The 20,315-nt window shown below is 30.8% G+C and carries 22 protein-coding genes; 14 read left to right on the top strand and 8 right to left on the bottom strand.

Annotated features, from left to right (window positions below):
* Positions 1-3: 3 nt before the first annotated feature.
* From ABJM36_RS02575 to ABJM36_RS02550, 6 genes are all read right to left on the bottom strand, one after another.
* Entirely contained in the window at positions 4-966 is a 963-nt protein-coding gene (locus ABJM36_RS02575; RefSeq protein ID WP_348448863.1) for a CPBP family intramembrane glutamic endopeptidase, read from the bottom strand.
* Between the two features lies 1 nt (position 967).
* Positions 968-2,005 (bottom strand): o-succinylbenzoate synthase, encoded by a 1,038-nt coding sequence (locus tag ABJM36_RS02570; RefSeq protein WP_348448861.1) that lies wholly within the window; start codon positions 2,003-2,005, stop codon positions 968-970.
* Positions 2,006-2,683 carry a metal-dependent hydrolase gene (locus ABJM36_RS02565; protein ID WP_348448859.1) on the bottom strand — a complete coding sequence of 226 codons (678 nt, stop codon included), beginning with the start codon at positions 2,681-2,683 and terminating at the stop codon, positions 2,006-2,008.
* 36 nt (positions 2,684-2,719) lie between these two features.
* Positions 2,720-3,628 carry a 1,4-dihydroxy-2-naphthoate octaprenyltransferase gene (menA, locus tag ABJM36_RS02560; RefSeq protein WP_348448857.1) on the bottom strand — a complete coding sequence of 303 codons (909 nt, stop codon included), beginning with the start codon at positions 3,626-3,628 and terminating at the stop codon, positions 2,720-2,722.
* A complete protein-coding gene (locus ABJM36_RS02555; protein WP_348448855.1) occupies positions 3,629-4,468 on the bottom strand; it encodes a 1,4-dihydroxy-2-naphthoyl-CoA synthase in 840 nt (279 codons plus the stop codon).
* A 1,035-nt stretch (positions 4,469-5,503) separates the two neighbouring features.
* Complete coding sequence (locus ABJM36_RS02550; protein WP_348448853.1) at positions 5,504-6,169, bottom strand: uracil-DNA glycosylase; 666 nt, start codon at positions 6,167-6,169, stop codon at positions 5,504-5,506.
* Positions 6,170-6,235: 66 nt separating this feature from the next.
* On the opposite strand from ABJM36_RS02550, the gene ABJM36_RS02545 reads away from it, so the two are divergent.
* Positions 6,236-7,729 (top strand): YfcC family protein, encoded by a 1,494-nt coding sequence (locus ABJM36_RS02545; protein ID WP_348448851.1) that lies wholly within the window; start codon positions 6,236-6,238, stop codon positions 7,727-7,729.
* Positions 7,730-7,733: 4 nt separating this feature from the next.
* Here ABJM36_RS02545 and holA read toward each other — a convergent pair whose 3' ends face one another.
* Complete coding sequence (gene holA, locus ABJM36_RS02540) at positions 7,734-8,738, bottom strand: DNA polymerase III subunit delta (RefSeq protein ID WP_348449040.1); 1,005 nt, start codon at positions 8,736-8,738, stop codon at positions 7,734-7,736.
* A 63-nt stretch (positions 8,739-8,801) separates the two neighbouring features.
* Here holA and ABJM36_RS02535 point away from each other — a divergent pair, with 63 nt between their 5' ends.
* The 13 genes from ABJM36_RS02535 (at position 8,802) to ABJM36_RS02475 (ending at position 19,753) form a co-directional block, all read left to right on the top strand.
* A complete protein-coding gene (locus tag ABJM36_RS02535) occupies positions 8,802-9,251 on the top strand; it encodes a type I restriction enzyme HsdR N-terminal domain-containing protein (RefSeq protein ID WP_348448849.1) in 450 nt (149 codons plus the stop codon).
* Positions 9,252-9,314: 63 nt separating this feature from the next.
* Positions 9,315-10,304: a glycosyltransferase family 2 protein gene (locus ABJM36_RS02530; RefSeq protein WP_348448847.1), complete on the top strand. Its 990-nt coding sequence runs from the start codon at positions 9,315-9,317 to the stop codon at positions 10,302-10,304.
* A gap of 93 nt (positions 10,305-10,397) precedes the next feature.
* On the top strand, positions 10,398-11,255 hold the full coding sequence (locus tag ABJM36_RS02525; protein ID WP_348448845.1) for an OmpA family protein: 858 nt from the start codon (positions 10,398-10,400) through the stop codon (positions 11,253-11,255).
* A gap of 460 nt (positions 11,256-11,715) precedes the next feature.
* Positions 11,716-11,967: a hypothetical protein gene (locus ABJM36_RS02520; protein WP_348448843.1), complete on the top strand. Its 252-nt coding sequence runs from the start codon at positions 11,716-11,718 to the stop codon at positions 11,965-11,967.
* Positions 11,968-12,212: 245 nt separating this feature from the next.
* Positions 12,213-12,827, top strand: a complete 615-nt coding sequence (locus ABJM36_RS02515) for a hypothetical protein (RefSeq protein ID WP_348448841.1) — start codon at positions 12,213-12,215, stop codon at positions 12,825-12,827.
* Between the two features lie 269 nt (positions 12,828-13,096).
* A complete protein-coding gene (locus ABJM36_RS02510; RefSeq protein ID WP_348448839.1) occupies positions 13,097-13,390 on the top strand; it encodes a hypothetical protein in 294 nt (97 codons plus the stop codon).
* A 24-nt stretch (positions 13,391-13,414) separates the two neighbouring features.
* Complete coding sequence (locus ABJM36_RS02505) at positions 13,415-14,023, top strand: hypothetical protein (RefSeq protein WP_348448837.1); 609 nt, start codon at positions 13,415-13,417, stop codon at positions 14,021-14,023.
* Between the two features lie 183 nt (positions 14,024-14,206).
* Positions 14,207-14,938 (top strand): DoxX family protein, encoded by a 732-nt coding sequence (locus tag ABJM36_RS02500; RefSeq protein ID WP_348448836.1) that lies wholly within the window; start codon positions 14,207-14,209, stop codon positions 14,936-14,938.
* Between the two features lie 243 nt (positions 14,939-15,181).
* Entirely contained in the window at positions 15,182-15,631 is a 450-nt protein-coding gene (locus tag ABJM36_RS02495; protein ID WP_348448834.1) for a hypothetical protein, read from the top strand.
* A gap of 20 nt (positions 15,632-15,651) precedes the next feature.
* A complete protein-coding gene (locus ABJM36_RS02490) occupies positions 15,652-15,891 on the top strand; it encodes a hypothetical protein (protein WP_348448832.1) in 240 nt (79 codons plus the stop codon).
* 166 nt (positions 15,892-16,057) lie between these two features.
* Complete coding sequence (locus ABJM36_RS02485) at positions 16,058-16,429, top strand: hypothetical protein (RefSeq protein ID WP_348448830.1); 372 nt, start codon at positions 16,058-16,060, stop codon at positions 16,427-16,429.
* Positions 16,430-16,540: 111 nt separating this feature from the next.
* Positions 16,541-17,164 (top strand): hypothetical protein, encoded by a 624-nt coding sequence (locus tag ABJM36_RS02480; RefSeq protein ID WP_348448828.1) that lies wholly within the window; start codon positions 16,541-16,543, stop codon positions 17,162-17,164.
* Positions 17,165-17,416: 252 nt separating this feature from the next.
* Positions 17,417-19,753: a restriction endonuclease gene (locus ABJM36_RS02475; RefSeq protein ID WP_348448826.1), complete on the top strand. Its 2,337-nt coding sequence runs from the start codon at positions 17,417-17,419 to the stop codon at positions 19,751-19,753.
* A gap of 227 nt (positions 19,754-19,980) precedes the next feature.
* Here the strand turns inward: ABJM36_RS02475 and ABJM36_RS02470 are convergent.
* On the bottom strand, positions 19,981-20,315 hold a 335-nt coding region (locus ABJM36_RS02470), incomplete at its 5' end, for a hypothetical protein (RefSeq protein ID WP_348448823.1).

The following is a 20,315-nucleotide window of genomic DNA, read 5'->3' as shown; positions in this document are numbered from 1 at the left end:
TTTTTAATCTAAAATTTTATAATCTTCTTTTGGTGGTTCTACCACTTGGCCTAAAAGTTTATCCTTCCAATTAGTCCAATTATATTTTTTGGAAAGTACAAAAAGTAATATAGGAAACACAACAAAAACAGGAACAAATATTTCTGCTAATGCCATTTCTGATGGGTCTGACAAATCTTTTAATATAGAATGTGTTTGAAACGCTGTCCAATCGGCAGTAACCAATAAAGCGGTAAACAAGTTATTAGCGGCATGAAACCCTAAAGCCAGCTCTAAACCGTCGTCCATAAGTGTTATAATCCCTAAAAACAATCCTGTACCAATATAATATACCATAATAACAGGTCCTAATTTTTCGACTTCTGGGTTTGCAATGTGCATGAATCCAAAACCGATAGAAGTAATTAATAAAGGCGCCCATTTGTTTTTAAAAAGCACCCCTAAACCTTGCATTAAGTACCCTCTAAAAAAATACTCTTCAAAACTAGTTTGCAACGGAATAAATAAAATGGCAATTACAGCAAGAATTAAGAAAGGTTGCAAATTAAGGTTAAATTGATAATCCTCTGGACTCAAATAATAGTCAATTAACACCATGACTGTCGATACCACACCCCAAATTATAAAGATGAACCAAAAGCGTTTCCAGTCCATTTTTTTCCGCGCTGTAGTTAAACTTAGTATAGGTTGATTATGTAAAAACTTTGAAGTTAAAAACACCCCTACAAGACCAAATGCAAAAGATAATAGCATAAGCAAAAGGAATAAATTACTTCCTAAAACTTGACTCATTTGAGGAATATCGGTAGGCATACTCACAGATGCATCACCAAATATTTTTACCGCTAAAGCCACTCCTAATGGTACCATTCCTATTAATTGCCACGCAAAAAATATTATAATTACACCTATAAAATAACGCCAAAAATCATGTAAACCTTTATAGGCTTGTTGTATGTAATCCATATTATAAATTAAATTCCCAAGGTATTAAATTATTGTACTGCAATGTACCATTTTTTACTTGTAAAGGGCTATCAAAATTATTAGTAAATAAACCACCAGTACCCAAACCTTGTGGCATACTATTGTTTTTTGAATAGGTGTATTGAGCAATCGCATTTAAGCCTATATTACTCTCTAACGCACTAGTTATCCACCATCCAATATGGTGTTTTTCGGCCAGTTTAATCCAATCGTTACTACCCGAAAAACCACCAACCAAACTAGGCTTTAAAATAATGAATTGTGGCTTAATTATTTGTAGCAACTCTTGCTTTTTTGTTACAGAAAACACACCAATCAACTCTTCATCTAGAGCAATTGGTAACGGTGTTTTATCGCAAAGCATAGCCATAGATTCTATTTGTCCTTGTTTTATAGGCTGCTCAATAGAATGTAAATCTAGATCTGATAAAATTTTTAATTTCTCTAAAGCTTCAGAAGGATGAAAAGCGCCGTTGGCATCCACTCGTAATTCAATATCTTTTGAAGAAAATTGTTTTCGAATAGATTTTAAAAGATTTATTTCAGAATGAAAATCAATGGCTCCAATTTTCATTTTAATACACCTAAAACCAGCTTCAATTTTATCTTTAATTTGCTGTTTCATAAACGCTTCAGATCCCATCCAAATTAAACCATTTATAGGAATGGCATCTTTACTTCTAGTAAAACCTGAAGGTATTAAATTAAATGCATCTTCACTTTCCAAAGATTTGAAAGCGGTTTCTAAGCCAAATTGAATGCTGGGATATTCCTTTAAATGAATTAATAACGCGTCTAAGCCTAAAGTTATATTATTACAAACCCATTTTAGTTTATCTTCATAATCGGCAGTATCATCAATGGATAATCCTCTGAATAATCCGCACTCACCTATACCCTTTTTATGTCCAGATTTTAAAAATACAAACCACGTTTCTTTAGTTTTTAAAACACCTCGAGACGTACCACTAGCCTGTTTAAACTTTAAAATATATGGGCTGTAGGTTGCTTTTATCATTTATAGTTCAATAAATTCTCCAATTTCTAACAACATTAAATCTTTATCCCTTTCGAAGAATTTTCGTTTTGCTACTTCATGATCTATTTCAATATAGCCAAATGTATCATAATGATAGCCTAAAACTTTATCACAAGCTATAAAATCGCTCGCTAAAATAGCATCATCAATACCCATAGTAAAATTATCGCCTATTGGTAAAACCGCTAAATCTAACTTGGTTTGAAGCGGAATTAATTTCATATCGAAAGTTAAGGCTGTATCGCCAGCTATATAAATATTTTTATGTTCACCTTCAATTACAAATCCACCAGGTTGCCCGCCATAACTACCATCTGGAAAGGAGGAAGTATGTATCGCGTTTACGTATTTAACGGTACCAAACTCAAAATCCCATTTACCACCATGATTCATAGGATGTCCATCTATACCAAGCGTACCAAAATAATTAACTATTTCGAAATTAGAAACAATAACCGCTCCTGTGCGTTTTGCTATAGCTTCAACATCAACAATATGATCTTGATGTGCATGTGTAATCAAAATATAATCCGCCTTAAGCGTATTGATATTTATATGAGATGCTTTTTCATTAGGACTAATAAAAGGATCGACTAAAATATGAATGTCCTTTATTTGTATTCCTAAACTAGCATGACCGTAAAAAGTGATTTTCATTAAAAATAAATTATTAGTTTATGAGTACTAAATATACTAAAATGGTAATACATGTCCTATTCCTAACAAAATGGCTAATAGCACTGTAGTTAACGCCAATTTTTTTAATTCTGGATCTAAAAGTTTGGGTTCCTTATTGGCATTAACTCTTTTTAAATGCAGTAATAAAGGTACATAACTAATCATGAACATTACGTTATAAGGCGATGTAAAATATATTATCCCGAATAATCCAGATAAAACAATAGCTCCTAAAATTAAAAAATTATGATAACGTTTTACGTTTTTCTCTCCTAATTTAACAGCTAGGGTAATTTTGTTAGCCTTAGTATCAGACAACCTATCGCGCATATTATTTAGATTTAATACACCCGTACTTAAAAAGCCTATTGTAATGGCAGGAAGAATGGTAATAAAATCAATTTGTTTTGCAAATAAAACATAGCCTCCTATAACGCTAACTAATCCAAAAAAAACAAATACAAAAATATCTCCTAAGCCTTTATAGCCGTAAGCGCTATTACCTACAGTATAACGAATTGCAGCAACAACAGAGCCAGCTGCAAGCACTAAAAAGAATAGACCTAGCAAAAAATGCTTCACTCCAAAGGCCGAATAAATTAGCAAAAGAGCAAAAATAATAGATATTAAAATATTCAATTTAATACCATTATGAAGTGCTTTAGGTGATATTTTTCCAGATTGAATGGCGCGAACAGGACCAATTCTATCTTCATTATCCGTACCCTTAACACCATCACCATAATCATTGGCTAGATTAGATAAAATTTGAAAACTCAGGGTTGTTAGAATTGCAAGTATAAAAATATCCCATTTAAAAACACCATTAGAATATGCTAAACAACCTGCTATTATGATACCGGCAATAGAAAGAGGCAACGTCCTTAAGCGCATTGCGGAAATCCAAGTCGAAAAACTACCCATTTAAGGAATCCATTTTTTATCAAAATTAGGCTTACGTTTTTCTAAAAAGGCATTTCGTCCTTCTTTAGCCTCATCGGTCATATAAGCTAAACGGGTGGCTTCACCAGCAAAAACTTGTTGCCCAACCATACCATCGTCGGTTAAATTCATGGCGAACTTAAGCATTTTAATAGAGGTTGGCGATTTTTCTAAAATCTCTTGAGCCCATTGGTATGCTGTAGATTCAAGTTCATCATGAGTAATTACTGCATTAACCATGCCCATATCAAAAGCCTCTTGAGCAGAATAATTGCGCCCTAAGAAAAATATTTCTCTAGCCCTTTTTTGACCAACCATTTTTGCTAAATATGCAGAACCATAACCACCATCAAAACTTGTAACATCGGCATCGGTTTGTTTAAAAATAGCATGTTCTTTACTAGCAAGCGTTAAATCGCAAACTACATGTAAACTATGTCCGCCACCAACAGCCCAACCAGGAACTACAGCAATAACGGCCTTAGGCATAAAACGAATTAAACGTTGTACTTCCAATATATTTAAACGATGATAACCATCTTCGCCTACATAACCTTGTTTACCTCTAGCCTTTTGATCGCCTCCACTACAAAACGAATACACGCCATCTTTTGTTGACGGTCCTTCGGCAGACAACAATACTACACCAATATTAACGTCTTCGTTTGCATCATAAAACGCATCATATAGTTCACTTGTCGTTTTTGGTCGAAATGCATTTCGAACATTTGGTCTATTAAAAGCAATTCTAGCAACACCATGACACTTTTTATAAGTGATATCTTGATATTCCTTAGCTACGACCCATTCAGGTTGATTCATTTTAATTATAATTTTACCCAAAAATAAATTTATTTCAGCAAAATTACCCTTGATTTAAAAAAAATAGCTTAAAAATAATTAAACAACTGGTTTAAAGACGGTTACGCAATTTGTTATAATTTTGTGTTGTAAGTAAAAAAACATGCATCAAAATACTAAAACCTCATTTTTTTACTTAACAAATTGCGTATATCCTAAAAATTCTAAAATACATATTTACACCTATTGTGCAATGCTAAACATTTATTAATTTTGTATCGTAGAAGAATTAAATTATTATTTTACTGACAAATGCTTGCTGTTTAACGAATTAAAGAGTAAATTGTCGGACTCTAAATCTTGAATGCCTATGTTATTAACAATTACTCTAATTTTTTCTGGACTTGTAATCTTTAATCTTTTATTACTTAAATTTAGTTGTAACAAGACTCTAAAGGCACAAAAAACAGACAAAAAACCAGTTGTATTAAGAACGCGTTTAACAGTTGCTCCAACAAGACAAACGCTTGCTGCTACAGGTAGTTAATCCCTTACGTTTTTAAACTAATTTATTACCTTCATCAAATTAGTACTTTTTAAATGTTTTTTAACGCCAATGTGTAAGCATTGCGTATAGAGACTTGCTATATTTTAACGGCTGTAAGATTAGCACTCTTGAAAAGTAAATATCGTTTTCCTATTTTTTTTTGGATTTAAACATTCAAAATAAAAACAATTTCACAATAGCTTTTAACTTAAGCATGGTCGTTGAGTATTTAAGTATTCTATAGTATAGATAAAACTTGAATATTAATCTTCCGCTTTTCTACTATTTTAATAGAGCCATTTCCATTCAATTATAAATACACAACACGTATCAGTTCATTTATAATTTCAATAAGTGACCAAATACACATTTTGAGGTCTAAACTATAAGACTCAAAAAAATGTTATATACCTTATCCGTAGTTGTTTTATTTGCCTGTATCATATTGGCTTTCTTTTTCCTTTTACACATTTTATATAAAAACAAAATAGAAAACAACAGTTAATTATTTACCACTCAACCGGAGCTACTCCATTATTTTTTAAACACCTATTTGCATAATAAAAATGTTTATTACCAAACCAATAGCCCCTATTAGCACTTAACGGCGAAGGGTGTCCAGAGGTTAAAACCTCATGTTTTTCAACATCAATTAATTTAATTTTCTTTTTCGCATATCCGCCCCAAAGTAAAAACACAACATTTTCCTTATTTTCACTTATCGCTTTAATTACAAAATCGGTAAAAACTTCCCAGCCTTTTTTCTGATGACTTCCCGCTTCATGAGCTCTAACAGTTAAAGTGGCATTTAATAACAAAACCCCTTGATTTGCCCAACGCACTAAGTTACCACTTTCAGGGTATGGGATTTTTAGATTGGTTTCAAGTTCTTTAAAAATATTTTTTAAAGACGGTGGGTGCGCCATACCATCATTTACAGAAAAACATAATCCGTTGGCTTGTCCTGGTCCATGATAAGGATCTTGACCTAGTATAACCACCTTTACATCCTCAAAGTGGCAATAATTAAAGGCATTAAAAATTTGTTCCTCTGTGGGATAACATATATGCTTGTTATATTCCGTTTTAACAAAATTCAATAAGTCCAAATAATAAGACTTAGTAAATTCTTCTTTTAAATAAGGCTGCCAACTTTTATGGATTTCCAGGTTCATTTCTAATTAAAGATTTAATAAAAACTAAAATAGTACTATCTTTCGTTTTATTAAAAAATTATAGCATTGAAAACACTTAAATTCCCAACCGCTCAAACCATATTAATAATTATAGCTGGATTAGTTGCTATTTTAACTTGGTTCGTTCCTTCTGGAAAATATGATTCCTTAGCTTATAACAAATCAGACCATACCTTTACCCAATTCAGTTTAGAAAAAACTAAACAACATGAGGCGACACAAGAGACTTTAAATGGCCTTGGAATTAAAATACCATTAGAAAAATTTACATCAGGTGATATTTGGAAACCTATAAGTATACCTAATACCTATAAACAGGTTGAAGCCCAACCCCAGGGTATCATTCCTTTTATAAAATCGCCCATAAAAGGTATTATTGAAGGTGCAGATATTATTTTTCTAGTACTTATTATTGGTGGCCTTATTGGCATTATTAATTACACCAATGCATTTGATGCCGGCATATCATGGCTTGCAAACACCTTAAAAGGCTATGAATTTATCCTTATAATATTGGTAACTAGTTTAATTGCTGTTGGTGGCACTACTTTTGGTTTGGCCGAAGAAACCATTGCTTTCTACCCCATTCTAATTCCTATATTTTTAGCTGCAAAATACGATGCTATGGTACCTTTAGCATGCATTTATATTGGCTCATCCATTGGCTCCATGTGTTCCACCACAAACCCATTTAGCTCTATTATAGCGTCAGATGCGGCAGGAATTAATTGGACTACTGGTATTACTGGTCGGTTTGTTATGCTCTTTTCAGGAACCTTAATTTGTATTTTATATATTTTAAGGTATGCCCAACGTGTTAAAAAAGACCCTACAAAATCTGTTATCTACAATCAAAAAGAAGCTATAGAAAAGCACTTTGGAAACACTACAAATGCGTCTTTAAAATTAACCTTCCGTTTACGCCTAATCCTATTCATTTTTATTTCTTGTTTTATAGTTATGATTTATGGCGTTTCTCAATTAGATTGGTGGTTTGTAGAAATGACGGTTACCTTTTTAATTGGTGCAATTGCTATTGGAATTATAGGAAAAATAAAAGAGCACACCTTTGTTGATGTTTTTATAAAAGGCGCAGGCGATTTATTGGGTGTTGCTATTATTATTGGTATAGCACGAGGCATTACTATTATCATGAATGATGGCCAAATTAGCGATACACTTTTATATTATGCTAGTAACACCACAAACAGTATGAATAAAGGCGTGTTTATTAACGCTATGCTTTATATTTATGGCGGATTATCCTTTTTTATACCGTCATCTTCAGGAATGGCCGTTTTAACCATGCCCATACTTTCTCCGCTAGCCGATGGCGTTGGATTAGGTAGAGAAATGATAGTAAACGCTTACCAATACGGTATGGGATTATTTGCTTTTATTAACCCAACAGGGCTTATTTTAGCATCTTTAGCTATTGTAAAAGTAGGTTATAACAAATGGCTTAAATTTGTTATGCCCTTAGTAATTATTTTACTTGTTTTTACAATGCTTGTTTTAACAATATCGGTTTATCTGTAATCGTTTAGGAAAGAATTTTAACCAACAACTCTTTTAGTAAATCACCTTGAGGAACGGCATTCAATCCTACACCCTTACCTTTTACATCAAATTCTCTTAGTGTTGAAACCACTATACTCACTTTTCGCATAGGAAAATTTCTAGCAGCTGTTATATAGTCGTTTACAAAATAAGGATTTACCTTTAATGCAGAAGCTACACTTCTGGGCGACTTATCTTTTAAACCATGAAAATGAAGCAATTGCGAAAAATAACTAAACAATAACGAAACGGTTACCACCATAGGGTTATCCTTGGGGTTTTCGCCAAAATAATTAACTATTTTATGGGCTTTAAGCGCATTACGTTCGCCAATAGCCTTTCGTAATTCGAAATTATTATAGTCTTTACTAATTCCTATATTTTCTTCAATATGCTCTGGCGAAATTTGAGTGCCTTTAGGTAAAATAATTTGAAGCTTTTCTAATTCATTATTAATTTTACTTAAATCTGTACCAATAAATTCCACAAGCATTTGCGCTGCTTTCGGCGAAATGGTATAGTTTTTTGGTGATAAAACACGACGAATCCAATCGCCAACTTGATTGTCATAAAGCTTTTTACTTTCATAAACCACACAATCAGGTTTCAGGGCTTTATACAAGGCTTTACGCTTATCAATTTTTTTGTACTTATAATTAATAACAAGCACTGTTGTAGGTTGTGGGTTTTTAGCATAAGCAGCTAATTTTTCAATGCTACGCGATAAGTCTTGAGCTTCCTTTACAATAACCACTTGGTACTCTGCCATCATTGGAAAACGCTTTGCTTGTCCAACAATATCGTCTATAGTCACATCTCTACCATACAAAGTCATTTGATTAAAACCACGCTCCTCTTCAGACAATACCGAGCTTTCAATAAAATCGGATATTTTATCTATATAATAAGCTTCTTCACCCATTAAAAAATAAATAGGTTTTAATTTTCTGTTTTTTATGTCGGTAACTAATTGTTTGACTTCGTCCAAGGTGTCCTTAAAATTTTCGGTTAAAATCACAATAAGTGACCTTAATAATGATAAATTTGTGGGGTGCAAAATTTAAATTTCCCCACATATAAGTTTCGATTCAAAAATAGCGAAAATAAAGTTTCTATTTTTGATCCTATACGCAAAAAATTTATCGTTTTACAGCCCGAAGAATGGGTTCGTCAACATTGTATTCAATTTTTAGTACAAGAAAAAGGCTATCCTTTATCCTTAATAAATGTTGAAAAAGAAATAATAATTAACGATTTAAAAAAACGATATGATATTGTAGTTTATAACCCCGACGGCACCATTCATTTAATTGTAGAATGTAAAGCACCCAAAATAACGATTAACCAAGCTACTTTCGACCAAATTGCACGTTATAATTTAGAGTTAAATGCTACTTTTTTAATGGTAACCAATGGATTAAATCATTATTATTGTCAAATGGATTTTGAAAATGAACGCTATCAATTTTTAAAGCATATGCCAGAGTTCAGTCGCCAGTAGGCCGTGTTCAATTAATAGACCAAGTCGAATTAAAAAATAATTATTAAAGTATCTAAATAAAAATTGAAAATAGCCATCGTCATATTAAACTGGAACGGAAAAGCGCTATTAAAGCAGTTCTTACCATCGGTAATACAACACAGCCAGGGTGCCGAAATTTATGTGGCTGATAATGCCTCCACAGATGATTCTGTAGCCTTTGTAAAAACCAATTATCCAAACATAAACATAATTAAAAATCAAACCAATGGCGGCTATGCCAAAGGCTATAACGATGCTTTAAAAGAAGTACAGGCCGATGTTTACTGCCTGCTTAATAGCGATATTGAGGTCACTTCTAATTGGCTCCCCCCTATTATTAACACCTTTAAAAACGAAGCTAACACAAGTATTATTCAGCCTAAATTATTGGACTACAATAAAAAAGACCATTTTGAATACGCCGGTGCTGCAGGAGGCTTTATAGATAAATATGGATACCCCTATTGTAGAGGTCGTATTTTCGATACCATCGAAAAAGACCAAGGCCAATACAATGATACTACCGAAATATTTTGGGCCACAGGCGCCTGTTTATTTATTAGAAGCCTTGTATTTAAACAATTACAGGGCTTTGACGAGCACTTTTTTGCACACATGGAAGAAATCGATTTGTGCTGGCGTGCCAAAAATTTAGGACATACCATTAAATATGTTGGGCAATCCAAAATATATCATGTAGGCGGAGCCACCCTAAAATCTACAAACCCTAAAAAAACCTTTTTAAACTTCAGGAACAGTTTAATCACCCTAACAAAAAATGCCAATGGCTTTATATTTAGTAAAATACTGGTGCGACTTTTATTAGATGGTATTGCTGCACTAAAATTTTTATTTCAATTAAAACCCTTGCATGCTGTGGCCATTTTAAAAGCACATTTTAGCTATTACGCTCATTTAAGCCGAATTACAAAGCAACGACAAGCTATAAAAACGAAAATAAAGTACTATAATACAACATCTATTGTGTACGATTACTTCGTGCGTAAAAAAACAGAATACCCTAGTTTATAAGCCTATTAGCAAAAGTTTTGTTAAAATGTTAAAAACCACCGATTTTTGTATATTTTTGTATCAAATAATAGAAAATTAATCCTTAAAATAATCATGAGAAAAATTTTATTACTAAGTGCATCTGCAATGCTTTTATTAAGTTCATGTGTATCAAAAAAATTATTCACAGACCTTGAAGCAAAACAAAAAGAAACTCAAGACTTACTTAACTCGGCAACTGTAAAGCTTAATTCTTGTTTAGAAGACAGAGCATCAGCTACAGCACGTGTTGAAGCTATGAAAGATCAGCTTAACGATTTAAAAAAGAACAACGCTGCTTTAATTAAAAGTTCTCAAGATTTAACAGAATTAACATCTAAAGGCGCAACAAACCTTGAAAAATCTTTAGAATCTTTACAAGAAAGAGATCTAAAAATAACACGTTTACAAGACGCTATCTCTAGAAAAGACAGTGTAACTTTAGCTTTAGTAACAAGCTTAAAGCGTGAAGTTGGAATTAACGATCCAGATATCGAAGTAAATGTTGAAAAAGGTGTGGTATTTATTTCTATCGCCGATAAATTATTATTCCAATCAGGAAGCTATAATGTAACATCTCAAGCTAAAGGTGTTTTAGCTAAAGTAGCTAAAGTAATTAACAGCAAACCAGATTTCGAAGCTATGATCGAAGGTCATACAGACAGCCAATCATACAGTAAAGGTGTGTTATTAGATAACTGGGATTTAAGTGTAAAACGTTCTACATCTATTATTAGAGTATTACAAGAGTTAGATGTTAACCCAGGACAACTTATTGCTGCCGGTCGTAGTTCTTACGTGCCATTAGCCGATAACTTAACTGCCGCTAACCGAGCAAAAAACAGACGTACACGTGTAGTAATTTTACCTAAAATCGATCAATTCTATGATATGATTGAAAAGGAAATGAAAAACCTAGAGGCAGGTAACTAATACCGCTTTAACATAAATACTAAAAGCTCAATCGAAAGGTTGGGCTTTTTTATTGCAATTTAATTGGGCGCTCCCCTAAAGGGTCAGGCTTTCAGCAGTCGCTCTCTATGAGGAGCTCCAACAAATGCCTCAATCCTTAACGCGGGCTTTAGTACTTCATATATAAAGTAAAGGGGAAATGTATAACCAGTATTCAGGGTATCCCTTCGTTTCAAGGCCATCCACATACGGTCAATACAAAAGTATAAACTAAAGGCCTAATTCTATTTAAGTTGTTTTAGTTTTAAAACTAAAATGGCGTTTTTATATAAGGTTTATTTTTAAGCATATATTAAAACATGATTGTAAGCCTTTGGTAATCAATTACAAATTGTATTTTTACGTAAGCATCCACAAGTTTAAAAAATTAAACCTTATGGATGTTGGCATTCATGGCGTGGAACCGTTAAAATTTACAATTATGAGTAATTTAAAAGACATTAAATCTGAGATTGAAAATTATGCGAATAACTCAAACCTTACTGAATTACAAATCGTTGAGAAACTCGAAATTCACTTCTTTAATAAAAAAGTAAACCAGAATTTAAAGTTGTATAAGAAAGGCTTGAAAAAAGTGAGCGATATAACCAAAGACCTGAAAATCTCACCAAGAAAATTTTATGCTATTTTGGAAAAGAAAAAAATTGAACATAAAAAATATAACAAAAAGTAATTTACATTAAAACTTAAGACTTATAGCTCTTTTGCGGTATAAACAGTTATACGAATTCACTCAAACTTTTAAAATTGGAATTAAATGGTCCAAATTAAATCAGAAAATCAAAATGAATTAAACGGAATTAAGTAAATAGAAAAGTAACGAATTACTTTTATATGGATGTTGGCAACAAGCTAAAAAAATAAAAACTCATGAAATATAAATTTAATCGGAAAACAAAATTTGAATCCCAAAATGTCATGGTCGTTTCAATCATTTTTATTGTTCTATTATGCTTTTCTTGTAAGGAAGATTCCAACTCGTTAAAAAACACAGAAAGTGATTTAATAATTAAAATAAATGCTGTTCAGGAACAAGTTATGGCACAAGGAAATATGACAGAAATAGAGGAACAGGCTTTATTAAGTTTATGTAGCATTGTGTCACATGATGACGGTTTAGCAACTTATACTACCGACAATAGTATGATATTAAAAGATGTAGAAATTGCCCCAGTTTATAATGGTTGTGAAGAACTATCGATAGAAGAAACAAGAGCTTGTTTTGATACTAAAGTATCGACATTTATTAAACAAGAGTTTAACTTGAATGTATCTAAAGATTTAAACCTTTCAGAACCAAAACTTGTAGAAGCATTTTTTATAATCAACGAAGACGGAAATTTAACTGGCATGAAAGTGAGAGATTCAGAAGTAACCGTTCAGGCAGAAATCTTAAGAGTGCTTAGAAAAATGCCTGTAATGAAACCTGCTACTCACAATAGTAAAAGTGTTTCTGTATTATGTTCTATCATAATAAAATATGGAAATAATGTAGAAGTTAATGTTGTTTATATTCCTGAAAGACCCAATTAATCGTTAATACTAACTAAAAAAGCCAGTTGCCAACACGGTTTATAATTAGTTCCTTTGGGCCTCGCCTATTTGTAAAATTCCTCTAGAATTTTATACCTTTTACTAAATTACCTACTTAATCATTCAGCTATTCTTACAAAAACACGTAGAAAATTAGTTGTGAATTGATTTCAAATTGTATTTTTACTTGAGCATTCACAAGTTTATTAAATTACTGTTATAAGGGTGTTGGCAAACATTACTCACTCAAATCCTGAAAACGAAATAAAATGAATATCGAGCAAATTAAATCAATAATTATTGGAAAATGGAAATATCAGGATGGAAGAATGTTGGAATTTATAACAAACGAAGATTTTATTTTTACTGATAAACACGGGGTTTCAAATACCGAAAAACAAAAGTTTTTTATTTCAGAACAAAAAGATGGTACCTTACAATTAAGTATTCCTTTTTTATTTGAAGCTATTGGAATTATAAAATCAGTTTCTAATAATGAAATTATTTATGACAGTTTTGAGATAGATGGACCCAATATTGAAATAAAACTTATTAGAAGTTAAATTCATTCTTTTAAAATAAAATAAATGAGAAATATTAGTGAGTATGAAAAAAAAATAGTCAAACGATTTTGTGCTTTAGAAAAAGAAAACAAAGAGAAAAATAATGCTTTAAGAAACTATACTTTTGATTATTTAATAAATGAAATATGCAATAAATATAATAGTCATATAATTCTCAAAAAAGATAGCGAAAATGGAAAAGAAATTGTTTTTAACACGAAAAATACAGCTGGAATAGATTTAGCAAATCAAAGATGTGAGAAAGAATTAATTGATATGCTATTCTTCTTAAAATATCTACAAGAAAATAGATGGATTTACACTTCAAAGAATAAACCTAAATATGACAAATTTATTGAAGAAAAAATTTTTGGTGTCGAAAGTGATTATATAATAACAAGAAGTATAATAGATGAAAATCTATACCAAATATTGTCTGATTCAAAATATCTAAAAATATACCCAACACAATCATTAATTGAATTTTACAATTCTGGCTATAAAACAATTGATAACTTAAGGCATATTGAAAATATAGCAATTGCCAAAAAATCTTTGAAAAAAGCAAATTGGGCAATAATAATATCAATTCTATTAGCTATCATATCTTTAACAGCTTCAGTATTTATTTGACACCAAAATAGCTGAATAAAAAACGATTTGCCAACAACGTATATAATTTATTACTAGTTCTAGCCTACTTACGAAAATCCTCGCGGATTTTCTATTCGGTTTTTATTTGTTAACTTAGTTGCTTAACCACGCAACAAACCATATACAAACACGTTGTTCCTAATCTAAAAAAATCGTAACTAATTGAACAATCTCACCAAATTCGACCAATTATACCTGAAAATAAAAGCAAACAGATGGTATTGGTACTTTTCAATTTTTTGCCGATTGACTTTAGCCTTTGGATTTATAGTTGCGGGAATGATAAAAGTTATGGACGAACGATTTGCCAGTGGATTGTCTGAAATTCATCCCATGGGAGCATATCTCACTGCTTTACATCATACTGGATATTATTATCCCTTTATTGGCTACGCCCAAATTCTTGCTGCTACTTTACTAGTAATCCCTCGAACTGTAACATTAGGTGCACTACTCTATTTTCCGATAATCGTAAATATCTGTATACTTTCTTTCGCTGTAAGGTTTGAAGGTTCATTTGTTTCTGCACCATTAATGGTTTTAGCTAATTTGTATATTCTTGTTTGGAATTATGACAAATTGAAATACATTTTGCCATTTAAAAATATTCCAAATTTTGGTATTGTAAAGCGACCAAAGAAATGGAACAATAAATTCCCATTTTCATTTTTTGGTGGAGTTGCTGTAACCTTTGCCCTTATAATTTTAATATTTCTAAAGGGATTTGATATAATGCCTAGAAATTCATTACCCGATTGCAAAAATCAATATGCTAATACTAAATTTGAGAATATTATTAATGAATTTTGTGAGTGTATTCACTCAAAAGGTAATCCGCTGGATGATTGTTTGGAAGCGTTTTCGGAAAATAAAAAACGATTAGAAAAGAATTAAACAGTGGAAAAAACGTCGCACAACACCGCAAAAATTAATTACTGGTTTTTGCCCATTTACGAAAGTCCTCGCGGATTCGCTATTCGGTTTTTATTTACTAAATTACCTGCTTAACCATTCAACTATTCTTACATAATCACGTAGAAAATTAGTTGTGAATTGATTTCAAATTGTATTTTTACCTGAGCATTCACAAGTTTAAAAAATTATAGTTATTTGGATGTTGGCAGTAATTTGAGAAAAATGAGAAACGACAAATATTTAGCAATTTTTTTAAGTTTATTTTTCTTTGCAAGTTGCACTCAAACAGAAAATACTCTGACTTTAATTCCAGAAGGTTATACTGGAACAATTAAAATATGGTTTAATCAAAATAACGGAACTGAAAAAAAGTACGAAGGAGAAAAAAGAGTTTATGAAATCCAAAAAAACGGAATTCTAAAAACAAAGTTCAGTTCACAATCCGGATATCATTTTCCAGAATATTATTATGTTTCACAAAATGGAAAACGGACTAAAATTCAACCGATTTTAAACTTGGACAAAAATGTTCTTGATACGATTGACAAGAATAAAGTTTACGCTTACCACTTTATGTTTCCTGGAGAAGTCGTGAAAATTGACTCACTTGGAAATGTAACCGACAAAAAAGAATCGGGAATTATATTTAATGTGGGAAATCCATTAAATTGAATATATAAAAGCTACCAATAATGTTTGAAACAGAATTAGATAATTACAAAGTACAATCGACTGGAGCAGATGGCGGACATCATTACGTTTTAGCTCAAATAGAATATAATGGAATTAAAAGAAGACTTTTTGCTACTTTTCTCAATAAATCAGACGAAAAAAATCTAAAAGAAAACACACCAATTAAAGTAAAAGGAGAACTTGTAGATGAAGGAGAAAATTTAGATTTGTTATTACTAAATACGACAATTGAAAATTAAAAACTACTGCCAACACCGTATATAATCCATTGCTAGTGCTGGCTTACTTACGAAAATCCTCGCGGATTTTCTATCTGGTTTTTATTTGCTAACTTTCGTGCTAACACACGCAACGTATCATATACAAACACGTTAACTACCATGAAAAAAAAACCGATAACCAGTTATGAATGACATAGTTGTAAGTATACTCATGATTATCATTTTGAGTTGCCATTTAGCAGCCTTTATCATTGGGTATAAAACGCAAAAAATGACTTTAATACTATCTTATTTGAACGCCGTTTTTGTAATTGGCATGTTTGTTTTCTGGGCTATTAATAGTTTGAATAAAAAACAATATCACTTCGAGATAACCGAAGTATTCGTCATATGTCTAGAAGCTTGTATTTTAATATGCGCTCTTTACTCCATTATAGGATTTCATAATAAAACCCATGTAAAAGTTATAAACAGTATAGGCTTTGCAATTCATTTATTGGCTACAGCAGGAATGCTTTATTATATATCGATATTCAAATTTGATAGCCTTTTTTAACCATAAAATGCTCTTACTAACTAGTAGTTTAGAACTCTCGTGCAGTACAATAAAATACATCTAATATTGAAGGTTTTTATAATTAAAATACTGATTCTAATATTTATATTCATGCCATGGCAAGGATATGCTCAATCAGAAAAGAATATGATTTTAATACCTCTAAAAACAGGAAAGAATCCTAGTACTCTATTTGAGAATTTAATCATAGAACCGGCCAATCTCTTCATTCAATCAAAACCAATAAATAATAATTCGCCACATATTCAACTACAATTAAATGTTGTTAAAAACACCATAAAATATTCTACTTTTCTATGGTATTATTATGAGTCTGGTGATTATCAAAAAACAAACTATCCAAAAGCATATCAAAACTATTCTTTTTATTTAAAAATCAATAAAAAGGACGTTAAGTTGGTTGTTGAAGAATTAGACTTTGAAAAAACAATGTTTATAGGTTTAAGTCAAACAGCCATTATTGGAAATCTTGAAATTTTGTATAAAGAATGTATTAGTGAGTCGTCTATAGATATAAATGGTAATCAGGAAGAGGCTTTTAACACCTATAATATTTCATTATCTGACCACAATTCTCAGAAAACCATTTTATTTACATCACTGAAAAAACAAACAGACAAGCCCCTATTGATAGAATGGAAGAATTATACCATTTTTATTTTGGAAGATTCTGAAAAAGCATTAAAGTTAAAGGTGCGTAAAAACGATCCCTAAAAAAATAACTGCAGGTAACATGGTGTATAATTAATTTCTTAATTCTAACTTAACTTACAAAAGTCCTCACGGATTTGCTATTCGGTTTTTATTTAGTAAATTACCTGCTTAACCATTCAACTATTCTTACATAAACACGTGCAAAATTAGTTGTGAATTGATTTCAAATGGTATTTTTACCTGAGCATTCACAAGTTTAATGAATTACAGTTATAAGGGAGTTGGCAGTAATACAAAAACAGACGAACTAAATTGAACAAATACGACTTTTCAACTTTAAATGATAAAGAATTTGAACAGATTTCAAAGGACTTATTGAATGCAAAATTCGACTTAAAATTGCAAAGTTTTAGAGTTGGTAAAGATAAAGGAGTTGATTTAAGATACTCTACAGAGAAAAACAACAATTCCATTGTCGTACAAGCTAAACATTATTCAAAATCAACTTATTCGAATTTAAAATCAGTAATAAAGAACAAAGAATTCGAAAAAGTAGAAAACCTAAAACCTGACAGATACATTTTAGTGACTTCAATGGATTTATCTGCTACTCAAAAAGACGAATTGAAATCTTTATTAAACCCATATGTCAAAACTTCAAATGACATTATTGGACAACAAGAACTAAACGACTACTTGTTTGAATTTCAATTAATTGAAAAAAAATATTACAAACTATGGCTTTCTAGTACAGCTATAATTACTGAAATTTTAAATAATGCAATAGAATCTAGAACTAGATATTTTTTAAAAAGATTAAAAGACAAAATAAAATATTATGTTGTAACTGATAAACTAGATTTAGCATACAAAATTCTTAAAGAGGAAAAAATTCTACTAATTACTGGACAACCAGGAATTGGCAAAACTTCTTTGGCAGAAATGATTTTATTTGATAGAGCAAAAAACAATTTTAAAATACATAAAGTCGAAAACATATCTGAAGCTGAAGATGTAATTTCGGATGATGATAATATTAAACAGATTTTTTATTTTGATGATTTTTTAGGAGCAAATTATGCAGAAATAATTAATTCTCATAAAACAGAAACGCAATTAACAAGCTTTGTAGATAGAATAAGAAATTCACCAAATAAATATCTTATTCTCACCACTCGAACTGTAGTTTTAAGTTTGGCAAGTGATAAATATGAAAAAATCAATCATTCTAGTTTAAATGAAAGACAATTCGAGTTAAAATTATCTGATTATGATAAATACGAAAAGGCATTAATCCTTTATAATCATTTTTTTCATAAAAACGTAGATGAGAGATTCTATAATGTAATTTTGGAGAAAAAATTTTATTGGGATATTATTAAACACGATAATTATACGCCACGAATAATTGAATTTATTACAGACGAATACAAGATTCAAAACTTTTCAATATCAGAATACAAACAATTCGTAATAAATAATTTATCGAATCCGAAAGAGATTTGGCGATTCTCATATAATAACCAAATCAGTTATTTAGAAAGATGTTTATTAATGACTTTATTTTCCTTTGGTAATTATGTTACTGAACGAAGACTCACAAAAGCATTTGAACAACGACTTCAATATGAGATAATTGAACATAATCAAATTATTGATGGTAATCAATTTAATAAATCCGTAAAACTTTTATTAAATGGTTTCATTTCATCGACCCTTTATACTTCTACTGATAGAAATAGACGTTCATATAATTTTATAAATCCATCATTAGCTGATTTTTTAATTGGTCAAATTTCAGAATCCTTTTCTGATAGAAAAGCTATCATCAAAAACGTTATTTATTTAGACCAACTTAATCGATTTAATCCTAAAAAATCAATTATTCCTCTCGACAAAGAACTACAAAGTGTAATTAGAGATTTAATAACAAACGACAAATTTATTATTGATAGAAAAGTGGCAATTGCAGAGAAAAAAGAAAACAATTTTAATTCAAAAATTCTATCAATCCTCTCAACGTATTGTACAGAAGTTAATATTGATAATGTGTATTTAAAACATCTCAAGCTTATAGATTATATAGAAAGTTGGGATTATTTCGTTTTTTCAGAAGTTTTAGGCTCTTTACTTAAAATAAAAGACTGTCCACAATCGGAAACCTATATCAAGAAAAATTTCATTAAAATAGTAGACAAATTAATGTCAAGAGCTGATTCAGATTATGAATCAGAACAGATAATTAACTTGTTTGAAAAATATGAACAAGACTATGATTCTTTTTCAAAATCTGAAGATGGACAAGATTCTATTATACATATGATTGAAAATATTATTGAAACTATGGAATATGAACTTTCAGACCAAATTAAAGATGAAGTTACTGACTTTAGCAAAGTAGAAGGAATATATGATGAAATATTTGGAACTAGAGAACAATTAATTGAAGATTTATTTCCTGATTTAAAGCACAAATTAATATTAGAAGTAGAACTAGACAAAAATCATTGGGAAGGCATCATAGAAGAAAATCAGGTCAGAGAAAGTATGAGAGATTATGAATCTTGGGAAGAAAATGAGTTTAATAAAGAGAGTTCTAATAATAACGAATATTCAGAAACCGATAGAATTGATGACTTATTTAATTAAAAAAGTACTACTGCCAACACCGTATATAATCCATTGCTAGTGCTGGCTTACTTACGAAAATCCTTACGGATTTTCTATCTGGTTTTTATTTGCTAACTTTCGTGTTAACACACGCAACGTATCATATACAAACACGTTGATTTCAAATTGTATTCTTACATGAGCATTCAGAAGTTTAATAAATTAGCGTTATATGGGGGTTGTAGTTCATTTAAAAAAACCGAATTTTAAAATGAAAACACTATAGAAACACCTGTATAGTTTAACTTATTATCAAATCCAACCGTCCTATTTTCTAATTGAATTTTGGCCTTTTCTTTGTGTTTACCTTTTGCTATAAATAGAGGAATACTACTTAAAGTAGTGGCTCCTCCTAAATAAGACAACCAAAGACCTTTGTTGTTATTTGTAGAATCACCATCTAAGATTCCTCCGCTCATATTAATTCCAAGTCCGCCAACAATCATAGCTATTCCACCACTTAAAGTTATCCATGCAGCTCGATTATTTACTTTCTTTTTACTAATATGAAAATCATATCGTTCTTGAGGCGATTGATCTT

Source organism: Algibacter sp. (assembly GCF_039977455.1).
In the GTDB taxonomy this organism is placed as follows: Bacteria; Bacteroidota; Bacteroidia; order Flavobacteriales; family Flavobacteriaceae; genus Algibacter_B.
Note: the sequence above shows the minus strand (reverse complement) of the source record. Positions and strands in the feature narration are given on the sequence as shown.

Excerpts from the sequence above, each read along its gene's own strand:
- ABJM36_RS02490 (WP_348448832.1), top strand. The coding sequence starts at position 15,652 with ATGTTTGAAACAGAATTAGATAATTACAAAGTACAATCGACTGGAGCA.
- menA (WP_348448857.1), bottom strand. The coding sequence starts at position 3,628 with ATGGGTAGTTTTTCGACTTGGATTTCCGCAATGCGCTTAAGGACGTTG.
- ABJM36_RS02485 (WP_348448830.1), top strand. The coding sequence starts at position 16,058 with ATGAATGACATAGTTGTAAGTATACTCATGATTATCATTTTGAGTTGC.
- ABJM36_RS02515 (WP_348448841.1), top strand. The coding sequence starts at position 12,213 with ATGGTCGTTTCAATCATTTTTATTGTTCTATTATGCTTTTCTTGTAAG.
- ABJM36_RS02520 (WP_348448843.1), top strand. The coding sequence starts at position 11,716 with ATGAGTAATTTAAAAGACATTAAATCTGAGATTGAAAATTATGCGAAT.
- ABJM36_RS02480 (WP_348448828.1), top strand. The coding sequence starts at position 16,541 with ATGCCATGGCAAGGATATGCTCAATCAGAAAAGAATATGATTTTAATA.
- ABJM36_RS02565 (WP_348448859.1), bottom strand. The coding sequence starts at position 2,683 with ATGAAAATCACTTTTTACGGTCATGCTAGTTTAGGAATACAAATAAAG.
- ABJM36_RS02555 (WP_348448855.1), bottom strand. The coding sequence starts at position 4,468 with ATGAATCAACCTGAATGGGTCGTAGCTAAGGAATATCAAGATATCACT.
- ABJM36_RS02510 (WP_348448839.1), top strand. The coding sequence starts at position 13,097 with ATGAATATCGAGCAAATTAAATCAATAATTATTGGAAAATGGAAATAT.
- ABJM36_RS02570 (WP_348448861.1), bottom strand. The coding sequence starts at position 2,005 with ATGATAAAAGCAACCTACAGCCCATATATTTTAAAGTTTAAACAGGCT.
- ABJM36_RS02525 (WP_348448845.1), top strand. The coding sequence starts at position 10,398 with ATGAGAAAAATTTTATTACTAAGTGCATCTGCAATGCTTTTATTAAGT.
- ABJM36_RS02575 (WP_348448863.1), bottom strand. The coding sequence starts at position 966 with ATGGATTACATACAACAAGCCTATAAAGGTTTACATGATTTTTGGCGT.
- ABJM36_RS02505 (WP_348448837.1), top strand. The coding sequence starts at position 13,415 with ATGAGAAATATTAGTGAGTATGAAAAAAAAATAGTCAAACGATTTTGT.
- ABJM36_RS02550 (WP_348448853.1), bottom strand. The coding sequence starts at position 6,169 with ATGAACCTGGAAATCCATAAAAGTTGGCAGCCTTATTTAAAAGAAGAA.
- ABJM36_RS02495 (WP_348448834.1), top strand. The coding sequence starts at position 15,182 with ATGAGAAACGACAAATATTTAGCAATTTTTTTAAGTTTATTTTTCTTT.